General features: G+C 33.4%; 11 protein-coding genes. 4 read left to right on the plus strand and 7 right to left on the minus strand.

The features are described from left to right. Window positions 1–15 precede the first annotated feature (15 nt). The 6 genes from ABEB18_RS14470 to mobA all read right to left on the minus strand — a co-directional run bounded on the left by ABEB18_RS14470 (window position 16) and on the right by mobA (window position 10,177). The gene (locus ABEB18_RS14470) at window positions 16–1,623 is read right to left on the minus strand and encodes a glycoside hydrolase family 32 protein (RefSeq protein WP_348800027.1); all 1,608 of its coding nucleotides are present in this window, start codon (window positions 1,621–1,623) and stop codon (window positions 16–18) included. Continuing rightward, window positions 1,586–2,944 (minus strand): sugar porter family MFS transporter, encoded by a 1,359-nt coding sequence (locus tag ABEB18_RS14475; RefSeq protein ID WP_348800028.1) that lies wholly within the window; start codon window positions 2,942–2,944, stop codon window positions 1,586–1,588. Before ABEB18_RS14475 ends, ABEB18_RS14470 begins: the two co-directional genes overlap by 38 nt. Before the next feature lie 230 nt (window positions 2,945–3,174). Next, complete coding sequence (locus ABEB18_RS14480; protein WP_348800029.1) at window positions 3,175–5,913, minus strand: substrate-binding domain-containing protein; 2,739 nt, start codon at window positions 5,911–5,913, stop codon at window positions 3,175–3,177. A gap of 439 nt (window positions 5,914–6,352) precedes the next feature. Then, window positions 6,353–7,600: a site-specific integrase gene (locus ABEB18_RS14485; RefSeq protein ID WP_348800030.1), complete on the minus strand. Its 1,248-nt coding sequence runs from the start codon at window positions 7,598–7,600 to the stop codon at window positions 6,353–6,355. A gap of 859 nt (window positions 7,601–8,459) precedes the next feature. Beyond that, a complete protein-coding gene (gene mobB, locus ABEB18_RS14490) occupies window positions 8,460–9,749 on the minus strand; it encodes a conjugal transfer protein MobB (RefSeq protein ID WP_348800031.1) in 1,290 nt (429 codons plus the stop codon). Next, window positions 9,746–10,177, minus strand: a complete 432-nt coding sequence (gene mobA / locus ABEB18_RS14495; RefSeq protein ID WP_348800032.1) for a conjugal transfer protein MobA — start codon at window positions 10,175–10,177, stop codon at window positions 9,746–9,748. Before mobA ends, mobB begins: the two co-directional genes overlap by 4 nt. Before the next feature lie 217 nt (window positions 10,178–10,394). Here mobA and ABEB18_RS14500 point away from each other — a divergent pair, with 217 nt between their 5' ends. From ABEB18_RS14500 to ABEB18_RS14510, 3 genes are read left to right on the plus strand one after another with little or no spacing between them, the layout of a single operon-like run. Continuing rightward, on the plus strand, window positions 10,395–10,661 hold the full coding sequence (locus tag ABEB18_RS14500; protein WP_348800033.1) for a nucleotidyl transferase AbiEii/AbiGii toxin family protein: 267 nt from the start codon (window positions 10,395–10,397) through the stop codon (window positions 10,659–10,661). Between the two features lie 49 nt (window positions 10,662–10,710). Further along, window positions 10,711–11,322: a hypothetical protein gene (locus ABEB18_RS14505; protein WP_348800034.1), complete on the plus strand. Its 612-nt coding sequence runs from the start codon at window positions 10,711–10,713 to the stop codon at window positions 11,320–11,322. A 9-nt stretch (window positions 11,323–11,331) separates the two neighbouring features. Beyond that, entirely contained in the window at window positions 11,332–12,741 is a 1,410-nt protein-coding gene (locus ABEB18_RS14510) for an ion channel (protein ID WP_348800035.1), read from the plus strand. A 149-nt stretch (window positions 12,742–12,890) separates the two neighbouring features. Here ABEB18_RS14510 and ABEB18_RS14515 read toward each other — a convergent pair whose 3' ends face one another. Next, window positions 12,891–15,251, minus strand: coding sequence for a type I restriction endonuclease (locus ABEB18_RS14515; protein ID WP_348800036.1), 2,361 nt, complete (start codon window positions 15,249–15,251; stop codon window positions 12,891–12,893). 798 nt (window positions 15,252–16,049) lie between these two features. On the opposite strand from ABEB18_RS14515, the gene ABEB18_RS14520 reads away from it, so the two are divergent. Continuing rightward, window positions 16,050–16,367, plus strand: coding sequence for a DUF6922 domain-containing protein (locus ABEB18_RS14520; RefSeq protein WP_348800037.1), 318 nt, complete (start codon window positions 16,050–16,052; stop codon window positions 16,365–16,367). Window positions 16,368–16,401: the final 34 nt, after the last annotated feature.

A 16,401-nucleotide genomic window follows, 5' to 3' on the forward strand; every position in this document is an offset into this window, starting at 1 on the left:
TTAGTGGTTTTGTTTTTAGTTAATATTTAATTGGTTAATTACGAGATTAGAAATTTCCATTCCTTCGTTTGAAAAAGCAGAAATTGAGGTAAATGGCTTATTTAGGAAAAAGATTTCTGTCATTACTTTTTCACCATTGTTATAAAATATTTCAATTGATGTTTTATCTAAAATAATTTTAAAGGCCGCTTCCTTTTGAGATCCATCCAACGGTGCTTTACTTATCGCTGAAGCAAATTTTTCAGAAAAATCAATTTTACCGGCTTTTGAACGATCAACAAATAAATGATTTTCAGCAGTGTTTAAACCAAAGGTCAATGATTCGCCAAGTGTGTTTGAAAGTGTAAAACCATAAGTGTCTTTTTTTAAGTTTTTTAAATTAAAACTCAAAATAGCCTGAGTTAAATCTATTTTTTTGGATTCACTAATTACAACTTTTCCTTTAGCCTTTATATTTTTGCCTTTAATTGCTTTGGAAACATATTTATTGATTTCTTTCACCGGACTGCTAATCAAACTATAATCGTTTCCTTTTTTAATCAGTTTAAGTTCGCGCGGAATTGTTGTACTGCTTCTCCATGTAGTTGTCGGAACCTGCTGTGCATAATCCCAATTTGACATCCAACCAATAAACAGCCTTCTTCCATCTGCACTTGGAATATTATTCCAGGTTACTCCTGCATAATTATCCCTTCCGTAGTCTACCCAAACAGCTTTCTCTTGATTTACTCTTTTGGTAAAATTAGGATCCAGTGTAAACGTTTTTCCATCAAAATCGCCCACAAAATATTGTACTCCTGAACCTCCATTTGGTCCTCCGGGATTTAAATTTTGAAGTAAAACCCATTTGGTTTCCTTTGTACCTTCTACTTTTATCTGAAAGAAATCCGGACATTCCCAAACCCCTCCATGAGCACCAATTTCTTTTCCAAATTCAGATAGATATTCCCAGTTTTTAAGATTTGTTGACTTATAGAATTGCGCTCGGTCCTGAGCGGCCAAAACCATAATCCATTGTTTGTGTGTTTCATCCCAAGATACTTTTGGATCGCGGAAATCACGAATTCCAGGGTTTTTCACGACAGGATTTCCTTCCTCAAATTTCTGCCATGTAAAACCGTTGTCGTTCGAATAAGCAATATCCTGCTGCTCAACATCAATTTTTCCTTCCTTTTCTTTGGTCATATCATGCAGGGTGTAAATGGCAACAATTGGAGCCACTTTTCCTTTTCCTAACCCTGATGTGTTATTGATATCGACAACAGCGCTTCCCGAAAAAATATATTTGTCTTTATCCGGATAAATCGCAATGGGCTGTTCTTCCCATCTGATCATATCTTTACTAATAGCGTGTCCCCAATGCATTGGCCCCCATTTATTTCCATCAGGATAATATTGATAAAACAAATGATAAATTCCATCGGCATAAAACATTCCGTTAGGATCATTCATCCACCCTTTTTTCGGTGTAAAATGAAAATTGGGACGGTACATTTTTTCTTCATCAGATACCGGTGAAGAAACTGCAGTTGTTTGCGCAACTACGGTAAATGGCTTACCGCAACCTATTAAAAGTAAAACTGCACTATAAAATGTGAGCGGTAGGTGTTTCGTTAATTTCATTTTTTTTGATATTTTTTTTGGTTAAAGTTTCGCTTAATGCTTCAAGAGAAATTCCTTTGGTTTCCGGCATCATAAAAATTACGAATAACAACTGCAACACCATCATCAAAGTGAAAATCAGGAATACTACTTCGGGGCCAATTTCAGAAAATAACATCGGGATTAAAGACGGAATAATGGCTGCCAAAACCCAGTGTACAGAACTTCCAAATGCTTGTCCTGAAGCTCGAATGTGATTGGGGAAAATCTCAGAGATAAAAACCCAGATAACCGCACCCTGACCAATTGCATGCGATGCAATAAATAAGAAAAGAAAAATAGGAACTGATAAACCTCCCCAGTTATAATAAAAAGAAGCCGATACCAGACCTAACGAAATAATATATCCAATGGATCCAATGTACATTAACAACTTTCTTCCTAATTTGTCAATTAATGTAACACCTATCAAAGTAAATATAAGATTCGTAATTCCGATGCCAATACTGCTTAATAAAGCTGTATTTTGACCAAGACCGGCCTCTTCAAAAATTCTTGGCGCATAATATAAAAAAGCATTGATTCCTGAAAACTGATTAAAAAAGGCAATTAAAAAAGCCAATAGCAACGGGAAACGGTACTTTTTCATGAAAATATTCTCATGCTTGGCAGCACCATTATCACTTGAATCATCCATGATGTCTTTGATGTTTGCAGACGGATCAACCAAGAACAGTACTTTACGCGCTTCTTCATCACGCCCTTTTGCCAACAACCATCTTGGGCTTTCCGGAATTGTAAGTATGAAAAGAATATAAATAACAGATGGAAAAGCCTGAACCCCCACCATCCAACGCCAGGCATTTTCTCCAATATCTTTTAAAAAGTAATTGGAAATAAAGGCAATTAGAATTCCCAGCACAATATTAAACTGATACAAAGCTACTAATCGACCACGTTTATCAGCAGGAGCAATTTCTGATACATAAGCGGGTGCGGCTATGGTAGAAGCACCAACCCCTAAACCTCCAATAAATCTAAAAGCGGCAAAAACAAATGGATCGTTGGCGAAAGCAGCGCCTATTGCCGACACGAAATATAAAATACCAATCCAAAATAAAGTCTTTTTGCGACCTATTATATTAGTTGGTATTCCCCCGAAAATAGCGCCAACTACCGTTCCCCATAACGCCATTGCCATAACAACAGAACCATGAAAAGCATCAGATGAATGCCAAAGATCCTGAAGTTGTTTATCAGCTCCAGAAATAACTACGGTATCAAAACCGAATAGAAAACCTGCCAGTGCAGCAGTAACAGACCAAATCAATATCTTATTCATTGTACATGTATTAAAAACTTGTTGCTAAGATATCCTCAAAAAAAACAACTTATTTTTAATGATGTTACAATTTATTTCTACAATTACTGATGATTTGGTATTTACAAAACAACCCCTTTATTTACAAGCCTTTACGAGATATAAAAAATATTTACGAAAACCTTGTAGTTTCAATTGTGTTACATCAGGTTCGAAAATGATACCAAAAATGTAACTATTTTAAAACGAAACTAATTCAACGTTTTGTATTCTTTAGGAGAAATTCCAAATTTATTCTTAAAAGCTGTAGAAAAATAATTTGGGGAAGAGAATCCAAGGGAGTATGCGATCTCTGAAATATTCATCTCATTTGACTTCAAAAGTTCTGCCGCTTTTTCCAATTTAACATTATTGATATGATCACTTATGTTAATTCCGATAATTGCTTTTACCTTTCGGTATAACTGAACTCTGGAAACACCAACTTTATCTGCTAAATCTTCTACTGAAAATTTAGGATTCTCAACATTCGCCTTAATAATATCATTCATTTTTGTAATGAAGGATTGCTCTTGGTTTCCAAATTTAGATTCAGGTTCAATACGATAAATATTATTTGTGTAGTAATAACGTAATTTTTCACGATTGAAGAGCAAACTTGAAATAGATTGCTTCAGTATTGACAAACTGAAAGGTTTAGTCAAATACTGATCGACACCACTTTGCAGTCCTTTTAAAACTGATTCCTTATTACTTTGTGCCGTTAAAATAATAATCGGAATATGTGATGAACGCAAATCCTTTTTTAATACTTTGGTAATTGCATAGCCATCATTTCCTACCAAATTAATGTCACAAATAATTATGTCCGGAATAATTTCCATTGCTTTTTCAACAGCATCACTTCCATCGGAGGTATAAATCACATATTCACTAGACAATTTGCCTTTTAAAAATGCAACTAAATCTAAATTATCTTCTATAAGTAAAAGAGAGTGTCTTTCAGAATCCGAAATAATACTTTCTTCTTTAAAATCAGATTCTATATCTAAAACATCAATTATTAAATTAGGGGTTAAGTTTAGATTCTCCGTTTTGTTTATGATTTCCGAAGATTGTAAATGTTTGCTGCCTTTTAACAAAGTAATCACAAACTCACTGCCTTGTTTTGATTTTAGTTCAATGGTTCCTCTATGCAAAAGCACAAACTCTTTTGATAAATACAGTCCAATTCCAGAACTGTTTTTACTATTATTAGAAGCCTTAAAAAAAGGCTTAAAAACCTTAGATAATTCATTTTCAGGAATTCCAATTCCAGAATCCTTAAAACTAATTTTAACCGTATTATCTTGATTTTCTACAATTGAAATAGTTATTTTTCCATTATCTGGAGTAAATTTAAAAGCATTTGAAAGCAAATTAAAATAAACTTTATCCATCAAACCTCTATCTATAAACAACTCAAGGCTCTTGTTTTTACAAATAAACTGAAAATCAATATTTCTGCGTGCAGCTTCTCCTCTAAAATTTGTCATTACATCACTTGTAAAATCATAAATTTTAGTATTTGAAGCCCTTAACGTGAATTTTTGTTCTTCAATTTTTCTAAAATCCAATAATTGATTAATTAATCGCAACAATCGGTTCGAATTTTTATGGATTAATTTCACTTCATCAATAAGGGAGGTTCCTTTAATTTTCTCATTTTCAATTAATGATTCCACATAACTCATGATCAAAGTTATAGGTGTTTTGAATTCATGTGAAAGTCCCGTGAAAAAATTCATTTTAGCTTCATTGCTATTGGCAGCAATTTTTGCCATTTCTTGAATTTCATTGTTTTGATCAATTACTGTTTGATTGATTTTTTCCAATTGCTTTTTCTTTCTGGATATAGAAATCGTAGAATAGATACTGTAAAAAGTCAAACTCAAAATAATAACAAGAAAAAAACTCAGCAAGCGAACCAGATTATTCTGAGAGGCATATTCTTTCTCCTGAACGTTAATTGCTCCTTGCTGCGATTCAATAACCAATTGCTGCTGATCAACCTTATCCATTTGACTTTCTATGATTTCAGCATTATTCTGATCAATTACAATGGTATTTAGAATACTATTCTTGGCTAAGGACTCTTTGTTATATATTTTTAAAGCTAATTTTAAAGCTTCATTTCCACCGGTCGGATATAAAATTGTGCCGTCAAGAACCCCGCTTTTTACTAGTTCAATTCCGCCATTTACAGTATTCAGACCATCAACTCCAATAAATTTTATTTTCTTTTCCAGACCTAATGTTTTTGCTGTTTCCCAAGCACTTAAAGCCATACGGTCGTTGTGTGCAAAAATATATTCAACATCAGAATTTTGTAAAAGAATTTTCTGCAAGGGCGCTTTAACCGATTCTTTTTCCCAATCTCCCTGAATAGTGCTTACAACCTTAAATCGCTTATTCTCATTGATAATTTGATTAAAACCAAGACTTCTTTCGTAGGCTGGCGATGAACCACTGGCACCGACAACTTCAATAATTTTAGCAGAGCCTTTACTGTGTGAAATAATGTAACGGGCAGCAATCCTCCCAATTTCAATATTATCGGCTCCTAAATAAGCAGTGTAATTCTCTCCTTCTATTTTTCGATCTACCACAAGTACAGGAATCCCTGCTTTAATTGATTTTTCTACTACTGCTGTTAAAGGTTTTGATTGAATTGGAGAAATAATGATAACATCTACTCTTTTGGAGATAAATCTCTCAATATCTTCTATTTGTTTTTCTACATTATTATTGGCGTCTGCAATAGTCAAATCAACTTCCGGCCTCAATGAAGCTTCAATTTTTAAGGAGCTGTTCATTTGCTTTCGCCAGTCATCAGTAGTCATTGCTTGTGAAAAACCAACTTTAATTTTGTTCCCTTGTTCCTGTTTGCAGGAAACTAAACTTACTGATGCTAAAAAACACATCAAAATATATTTTACAAATTGATACATGAAATTGCGAGTTTATGTAAATAAAAATGAGTTCTCAAAATACCTTCTTTGGAACAACCTGTCAAATAATTAGGAAGGATTATTATGTGATGACAAGTTAAGAAGGGAGTACATGATTTAGAAAGTAAAATTAAACTTTTATTTCATGAAAACAAACCAGCAATAAATAATATGTAATCAATAATTTTTCATTTTTTTTTATGATTATTGCATTGAGAATAATTCAAGTACAAAATCAAGTGCCGTATTTTTCAAGGATTGTAATCTGTATCTAGGCAACAACTTTCATTCAATTCAAAAAATCAAAAAACGATAAAAATTGCAAATGCGAATAATGATCTTCAGAAAGTGAATATGCAGTTTTTGATGACTAACAAGCAATCAAAAATCGAAATTATATTTCTATTAATCCTATATTCCTTTTGAAGACTAGCCAAGTTTAAAGGGTCTTAACAGATTCAACACTTTTGTTCTTTGAGGACAACTTATTTTTCAATAATATCATGTCTTCACTTATTTTTTTATCTAAAATTTTGGCGTAATGCTGAGTGGTTTTCAGGTTAGTATGCCCTAACATTTTACTCACGGTTTCGATAGGAACGCCATTTGTTAAGGTAATTGTTGTGGCAAAGGTATGTCTGGCAATGTGAAAAGTCAAATCCTTTTTAATTTTACAAAGTGTTGCAATTTCTTTTAGATAAGAGTTCATTCGCTGATTGCTTAAAATAGGAAGCAGTTTGTTTTGATTGACGCATAACGGATGATTTTCATATTTCTTGATGATTGTCATTGCCATCGGCAACAAAGGGATTTTGGAAGTGGTGTCCGTTTTTTGTCGATTTTTGAAAATCCATTTATCGCCATCTATTCCTATTGCAATATTGTCCTGGGACAACTGTTGCACATCGATATAGGCCAAACCGGTGAAACAGCTAAAAATAAAAATATCTCGTACTATCTCCAATCGTTCAATACCGAAATCCTTATTTATAATTTCTTCTATTTCCTTTTCATCAAGAAATTCACGAATAACTTCTTTGACTTTGGATTTGTAATTGGCAAACGGATCCTTATCAAGCCATCCATTGGCCAAACATTGATTGATTATCTTATGAAAATTCTTGATGTATTTAACGGCTGTATTGTTGGCGCATTTACGTTCGCTGCGCAAATAGAATTCGTATTCCGTAATGAAAGCATGGTCAATTTTTTCAATTGCTATGTCGGTTGAACTGTATTTCCAGAAAAGGAAATCTTTGGTGTGTTTCAATGAAGTGACATACCTTTCATAGGTTCCGGCTGCGTATTCCAATCCTATCAACTCTTTGAGCTTTCGGTTGTGTTCTTCGAAAATTGGGATGAGGAGTCGTTCCCGCTCCTTGACACCCAACAGTTTGTTTTTGAACTCATCGATATTGATGGATTTTGACTCTTTTAGAAGCTCAAACTGTATTTCATTAATTCGGTTCCTAGTATAATCAAGTAAACTATTTATTGAACGGGCTTCTTCTGAATTACCTTTCATTTTGCTTAATTCATTTGACCATTTGGAAGAGTCAATGAATTTTTTGGTGCTGTATTCGAATCTTTTACCTTCTACTGTTAGCCTAACATAAATTGGCAATAATCCTCTAGTATTGGCCTTGGTAGATTTCGCATAGAAATGCAAAGTTATTTTTTCTTTCATTTTGGTAACCTTTAAATGATACATCAATTTATTGCAAGGCTTGCCAGTAAACAAGATGTTCAAATTTTGTATAAGTAATTGAATTAGTACATCATCACCATATGAGAATGACAACTAACTACTATTACTCTTCTATTTAGCGAGACCCAATTTTTGTAAAATATTAGGGTCTCGATTTTGAACCTTTTCGTTTGATAAAGAATGAATATTTTGAAAGGCTACTAAAAGAAAAAACCTCGAAAACACTATGATTTTCGAGGTTTTGATACCTTTTGAAATTTAAATCAGCAGAGAGAAAGGGATTCGAACCATTGCCAAAAAACCCCGTGTTAATAATATTTTCTGAAATTTTAAACTTCGTGTGCCACGAATGTGCCACAAAATCATTTTAATATCCAAAAACACTCCTCAGTATCTTAAAGTGCTTTCTACAAGAAAACAACCTTTCTTTTAAAGAACAAAATTCAACTTAATATTCTTCAAATATAATAAAAGATTGTTAGTTTCTATCAAATTAAATTCCTTTTTTCGATCACTTTTCCCCTATTCCCTCATCTGGATTACTTGAATTGCAATGCTACGATTTACCTTTTAATTTAAGCAGATACTTGTGTCAAACACACCCCTTTGGGAGATTAACCAATCCCAAAAAAAATACATACTATCAAATTCTCCTAAGAAGCGTTTTGGCTGTCTTAGTCTCAAAGAAATAATTGGAAACAGTTATAAAAAACAAAGGCACTCCCTCCTATTTAGTCGGGAAAGCCTTCATTTTTTTAAAAACGGTACAGCCAATTTGATGAATCACTCCTCTGTCGTGAATCACCAAAAAGGCCGGCGATTAAATTGATAGTATGTACTATCTTTTTTTGCGTCTGGCTTTCTTTTTCATTTGGTCGGCAAATAATTCTTCATCATAGTCATCTGCTTTTGCATTGGGCAATAATCCTCCAAATACTTCAATAAGATTGTCTTCTTTGTGGCTGTAAGACATCTCTTCCTTAACCAAAAAGTCAAACAGATTGTGTGGTTGTTTGATCTCTTCATTTATAGTGGCATTGTTCTTGGAAGCAAGATCTCCCTGTACAGACTGCTCCATTTTATTTCCATTATTCCACCAGTCATTGAATACGTTAGCCGAAAGGTTTTTGCCTAATTGCGAACCATTCCACACGGATTTCGAACTATGGTCAACAAAGGTTATTCCATAAACTCTCCCTTCGCCATTTCGTCTTACAACGGTATTAATTCCTCGTTCCAACAACCGTTTTTTGAATTCCCTTTCATCCGATGCCTCCTGAAAGGACATCTCAATGGTTGTCTTAAGCAAAGCTTTGGAAGGCTCATTTTTCAACAATTCTTTGGACTGGGCATAGTGTTGTTGAAGCTGAACATATCCTGCCTGTTTACCGAATAGCGAAGCCTTAAAGGGATTACTTCCTTTTTCTCCCTTTTCATTTAATGCAAAATATACCAGTCCTTGTTTTGAGATTCCGTTATATTCGCCCTTGACTTCTTCGGCTGTAATATTGAAAAGGGAAAGCAGGGCATTGTAGGTGCCGAAACCCTCAAATTTATAATACTTTGGCAAATGACGGATTACCGAAGCCATCTGACTCTTTATATCCCCAGTTTTATAATCAACAGGTATGAATATTTGATTTTGGGGATTTTGCTTTTTCTCAATAGCCGATATCAGGCAATATTCTTTTTCCAGTTCACGACAAACATCCATCGAACGCCTTTTTTCAAATTTGTCCGATATTTTTCTTCCCTCTTCATCCACGCAAACCGATACGATATGGATGTGGGTACGATCAATGTCGGTATGCTTGAATACCACAAAAGGCTGTTCAGCGTAACCCATTTTCTGCATATACTTTTGCGCCAGCTCTTCAAACTGTTCATCACTTACTTTATCCTTCGGATCAGGATTCAGCGATATATGCAATATTGGTTTTTCAGTCTTTCGATTGGCCAGCAGGTACGGTTCAAAAGATCGCAACAGTTGGCTGACGGTATAACTGCCATCTGGGGTTTGAATTATCTTATTGGTATACAAAACCTGTCCATTATCTTTTTCCACTTTAAGCTGATTGTATGCCAATGCGCCATACAGGTTGTTTCCTCTTCCTATTTTAGCTATCATTTTTTCAGGTGTTTTGCTTCAAACTCCTCCGTTAGCTGAATAATCTTTTGGCATAACACCGCCATTTCAGCAGTCTGTTTTTCCAGTTTATAGAGATACGCCGAGGCTTTCTTTTCGGAAAAATTGCGGTACAGTATTTTTACCACCTGGTTATAATTATTTCCTACAGCCCTGAACTGGCCGAATAAAGTGGTGAGGCGCATATAATAATCCATGGCTGCCTTGTCAACCGTTACAGTCGTAATTCCTTTTTGGAAAATACATGCGGTAATAAAATGCGCCTTTACATCCATGCGTGAAGCTTCATAGAGGGAAAGGAAACGGGCATTTTCATCAGCCGTAAGGCTTATGGAATAGCGGTGAACGGCGGGATCTTTCTTGGGATGCCTGCCTCCTTTATGCGGGGTGGTTTTGCCGTTGCTTTCCATAACTATTACTACTGGTTTAGTCTAAAGAATTTTAAAACCAATAATATTTTATTATTAGTAATGACATCTAAATATTGGTGGATGTGGAAGCATTTGGCTTATTATTTCCGCATGTGGATTTTCGTTTTAAGGACAACCTCCGTCAAATAAAGCCACGACAGGACAGTATGTAAGAGTGCTCCGCTTTGGGAATTATTTTCATGAAAAACGTGAAATTATGCTCTACAAAGAAACAGTCACCAAGGAGATGTGGGAACTTCTTCAAAGACTCATGAAAGATGAAAAATTGAAAGATTTTAACCTTGTAGGAGGAACAGCTCTCAGTCTAATGATTGGCCATAGATTAAGTATCGATTTGGATCTGTTCACCACGAAAGATTTTGACGAGCAAGCCATACTTACCCATTTAGGAAATCAGCATTCGATAAAGATCAGGCAGATTCATGAAAACACCATGCTTTTGGATATAGGAATAAGAAAATGATATAAAAATATTAGCTATTTTAGCAACTCAATCTGATTAAAAGAATGGCATGGATGAAATTAATTCGAATCTTATAGATGGGTCTGCTGATATTTTAGAGTATGGTATTGATTTTTTTACCGAGAATGAGGTTATTAAAGAATTTCCAATTATTGGAACAGCAGTTAAGATAGGATTTACCGTAAAATCGATCAGCGACAGAATATTTTTAAAAAAGATTGAAAGATTTTTACTTGAATATTCAGAGCTGACTTCTTTGGAAAAAACCATTATGCAAAAAAAAATACAGCTAAGTGATTCTGTAAAAAAGAAAACGGGAGAAGCCGTAATTCTTTTATTAGATAGATTCAGTGATTTGAACAAGCCTTACTTTTTAGCTAAATGTTTTTCATCATATATAGAAGGCACATTACTCTTTGATGATTTCATACGATTAGGAAATGCTATTGACATAAGCCATTCTGCCGACTTATATGATTTTCTGAAAGAACCAGATGATCAAAAAATATTAGACCGATTATTAAGAAGCGGATTGGCGGAGATTTCCAAAAATGCGACCTCAATTACTCAAAGCGGGTCTTCGCCAATTATACTGACACTTGTAAAAACATTACTTGGCCAGAAATTAATAGAAATCTTCAAAAATACCCATCACAGTTAAATTTGAAATATGAAACCTAAAGAATTATGGAAATTAAGCATTGATGATTTTAATCAGTGGAGAAGAGAAAACGATCTGCTTAAACTTTTTAACTGTTTTCAAAAAACTCTTCCTCACTTTGACGAATGGCTGATAGAATTTAATTTTACGGTTGATTTCATATTAAAAACAGATAAACCAGGTGGTTTTTTTTATTGGGATACAGAAACTATACTGGTAAAATCTACCGAACAGGGATTTGATCATTATTTCTTTGTCCCAATAGAAAATGAAGCTCATAATAAAAGGCTTCTTACTAAATCAGAAAGTGATACAGCAGTTGAATACCGTTTTATACCTTACTTAAGATGGGCTAAAAATAAACTAGGAAAAGAAAATATCATTGAAAGCAAATACAGCAGCCATGATACTTTTAGATTTGTCTTAACTAACGCGCCAGATTCTCCAGCAGCATCAAATACATTTGTTGCACCCGGCATCCCTGTTTTAAAACTGGGCGGAACAAAAATCAAAGGATGGGGTTTAACGGCCCATGTAAATTTAGATTTTGCTGATTTGGATTTTCTCCACGTCAAAGGCCATCATCATTTTAGCACCGAAACAAATATTTTCTTTTCCAGCTGCAGAAATGTAATTTTTGAAAATAGTACAGTTAATTTCACTAATTTCTATGGGTGTCATTTTGAAAAATTACAGATAAAAAATTCACGTTTTAGCGACACTACATTCCTTAAGTGTAGCTTGTTTCACGCTGACATAGAAAATTCAACGCTGTTAAATTTCGTGATCGATGATTGTCCAATGCATTCTTTTTCATTCAATCGTGTTGAAACGGATAATCTAGTCTATGTACCTCCTAAGAAAAATTGGTATTCAGGCGCTGCACTAACATATGAAAATATAATGCATAACTATAAGAGGCTGCGAGTTCTCTATCAAAATAATGGACACAGAAAAGAAGCGGGTGAAGCCTATTTTAATGAAAGAATATATGAATTAAAGTATAATAAAAACAGCATAGAATACAAACGACCGATTAGGCTTCTATATAAAATGGGATTTGACTACTCCAAGCCATTGATTGTTGAGAATATAAAAAAAGCTGGGGCAATAGCATCTGACTCCTTTTCATGTATTATTTGGGGGTTCGGAGAGCGACCTTTCCGCACCTTGATTTCTTCTTTCATAATTTTAACATTTTACGCCGTTTTTTATTTTTTTAGCGGAATAGCCACCATAAATCATGATTTGTATAATTCTATCTATCTTTCCATTATTATGTTCAGTACACTGGGTTTTGGTGACTTTGCACCATTTCAAGATGGCTATTATAAAATTTTCATGGTTTCAGAGGCTTTATGCGGAGTTTTTATTTTTGGCTTATTTATTGCGGGCTATGCTAATAAATCGAAGTATTAACACTCTGTTTTTCTATATGTGCAAAATTAGCAAACCATCAATATTGACAGTTGGGATGCAATAATAATTCCGATTAATTAATTATTAATTTGAAGTAAAATAAAACTCACGCAATATTTATTTTTTTTACCTTAAAAAATTTAACAGAATTACTTTTTCGCAAACTTCCTATATCTTTTATAAAGCCTTCTAAATTCAGCTCTTGAAACGTCAAACCCTAAATCTGCGTAGGCAAACATCCTGTATAATAAATCATTCTCATATTCCTTTATTATTTCGTCACAAATATTATCTACTTTACTGTTACTAAATTCATAAGAATTAATTGCAGCAATATACATTCGATGTAGCAACGGAAATAGTTTATTAATTTTTGCAGCTTTGAATAATTTCTCAAAATGTTCGGGATAATGCATAAGATTCGCTTTCATCGAAAGAACAATAGGTTCAACAATACCAATTTTGGTATCAACAAAAGCACCAAGCTCTTCGGATTCAAGCATTACAATACCAGAATGAAAGAAGATGTGATCAGCTCGCCTCTGTACAATTTTACTATTTCCTAATTTCCCAATCACTTGAAATCTTATTAAGTGTGGATCATCGGAATAGTCTCCAAAATTCATATATGTTAAATGGGCAAGTACTAAAAACGGAAATGCATTACCAAAAAATTTATCCTGAATTCCTTCTCCGCTTTTAATTGTTATATCTCCAATACCTTCGTAATACATCCCAAGCATTTTCTCACTATCCGTTTCTTCAACCGTCGGTTCGTCATTTATTAACTTGTTAATAATTTGGGAAAATACCATTTCATTCTCAGAATTACCAATATCAAATAAGACTCTCGCTGCAACCATTTCCCCATATGGAAAATATTCACATGTTTCAAGAAAAGTGCTATATGCTACATCTAAACTACTTTTAAATAATGGTATAAATTTTTCTTTCAAATATTCAATGCTATAACCTGCAATCAGCTCTGGAAGCTTTGGAACATAAACCCATTTATAGTCTCCTACAGGTCTTTTTTCAATGAATCCTGCGTTAAGTAATCTTTTTATAAGTTTTTCATCTAAAAATTGATCTGCAAAGGATTCTTCTACAATTCCTAAATTATAAGCCATTAACCTCAATTCCGGTTTGTCTTTGAGTGTTGCAATACTTTCAACAAAGACTTGAGTGAATTTTCTAAAATCAATTACTGTTTGATAATCAAATTGAATACTGTTCGTAAATAAATCAAGAAAAGCAATACTAGGAATACTGTCAATATAACCCATGGCTCCTTCGGAAAGTTTTTCTTTTAAAGCATCACTAATTATTAATCGCCATATTCGGGGAGTTCTAAATTCACGTGCATAAACTCCACCTCTCAAAATTCCTAAACTATATTTTTCTTGTAAAAAATCATTTGCTTTAAAGTACTCATCAGTTGTAAAATTTGAAACTTTTTGACGACTAAATTCCTTTCCAATTAATGTAAGTGAATTTCTGTCAGGATGTTTAACTAAATATCGATAATTAGATGTGTCAGTGCAGAGAATAATTCTTTGTTCACTAAATTGAAAGATATCTTTTAGCTCGATAATATGACGTGAGATGTCGGGATCTCCCTCAATTCTTAAACTATCAAAAATTACATTTATCTTTTTCGTGCCTTGCGTGTGAAAACTTGAAAGTAACCACTCACGAACTTTAGTATCATCAATTGGATAGCTAAGAGAGCCTGAAAGGAAATGAGATAATTTTCTAAACAAGGAATAAAAAATATCTTGACAGTCTATATACAATGTTGCATTACCTTTTTCTTTTTCTGATTTGAAGAATTGATAAATAAGTGTAGTTTTGCCAACGAATGCATCGCCAGTCAACAAAATGAATTTATCAGTCTCAACCTTTAGAGTGAGATCAGAAAGTACTGACCTTGGTACGCAAAATGAATTAATGATTGGCTTATCAAATTGATTTACCGTGCCTGTCAATTTATCAAAAGAGTTTGCAGATATACTATTAATTATTTCAAATAAAACTCCTTGGTCATTTTGGATTATAGTTTCTATACTATTACGCATTTCATCCGCTGCTATGGATAGATTAGTTTTAACCAGATCCAAAAAACGTCGGTCAATTTGCGAAACACTAAAAGGTTCATTTTTAATAGTATCATAAATTATATGATCACTACCGTTAGTTACAATAGTAATGGGGGTTATTTTCTCAGTTAATCTGGCATATGATATTCCTTGTTTAATATCTTCATTAGTTAACGCCAAGCCGGGCTTTTTTAATTCCAGTAAAATAATAGGCTCTTCGTTAATATAAATAAGTAAATCATATATACTTCTCTTAGAGTACTTTGTAGGCTCCTTACCATCAACAATTACATTGTGATGTCCAAACTTAATTGAAAAGTTTCTTTGACATCTTATCTCAGCTTTACTAAATGTAGGTAATAATTTACTTAGTATTTCGTTTACTCGATTTTGAAATTCAGACTCATTCATATAGATACAATGTAATATAAAATTAAGGACTCCTCTAAAGAATTTAAATTATTTCATTAAATTAAACTGGTGGATCATATTATAAGTTTTGATCATAATTATTTTTTTTCACTATTATTTACACATATATAGATTTACACATATATAGATTTACACAAATGTAATATTCTTAAGTAAGTTTATCTTTTTCTTTTTTATTATCTTCTTTCTTTAATATTAATATGCCCAGCTCCTATTATTCAACAATCTCTCTATATAATGCTAAATGATATTTTGAATACACATCTTACTCAGCAGTTAATTACGCTATATCAGACATTATCAAGTTTACGTAGAGGCTTTATACTCATATCATCATCATCTTATTATTAAGTGATTTGCGATCAATAACAATTTCGTGACTGAAAGGCATTCTGATCTGATCGAAAGTGTTTAAATCCCAAAGACCGTACAAACACAGGTCATGATAGGCCAATGTCTACATGATGAAACGCCAGCTGTATACGCCTAAACAAAACATCAACTTGCCTCATCATAAGATGAAGCCCATCAAACAACTTTTTTATTATGGGCTGTTGTCAAGCTACTTGGGAAATAATTAATTAAATTGAAAAAGTTAAACTCATCAAAGGAAAAGAAACCAATTGGAACAAAATGACTCAGCGACTAAAAAAAGCAGTTTTCAATCCTTCCCTTTTATTTTCTGAATCAAAAAATCAAATTCCTCCACCCAATAAAGGACGTGGATTTAGACGCTAAGCGTTTGAATAAAAAGATAAAAAATCGTATATTTACTACATGGCACGAGTTAAAAAAAATAAGGCAATCCCAAATCTAAACCCAGTATTTTTTTGGGATTTCGACATAGATGCAATGGACTTTGAGAGAGCCTATAAAACTATTATTGCCCGTATCGTAGAGCGTGGAGGACAGGAAGAAATCAACGAAATTGTTCGTTTCTACGGCCTTGAAAAGGTGGTAAAAGCGATTCGTGACGAAATTTATTTTCTTCCTAATTATGCCATTGACAAGGCTTTAAAATTTTTTCCTGAACTTAAAAAGGAAGAGATGTACTGCTATCTTAACCGTAAGGATAAACCCTACCACTGGATCTAGTTTTTAGACTATAAGCCATTCTTACGAACAAATA

Source organism: Flavobacterium adhaerens (genome assembly GCF_040045115.1).
GTDB lineage: Bacteria > Bacteroidota > Bacteroidia > Flavobacteriales > Flavobacteriaceae > Flavobacterium > Flavobacterium adhaerens.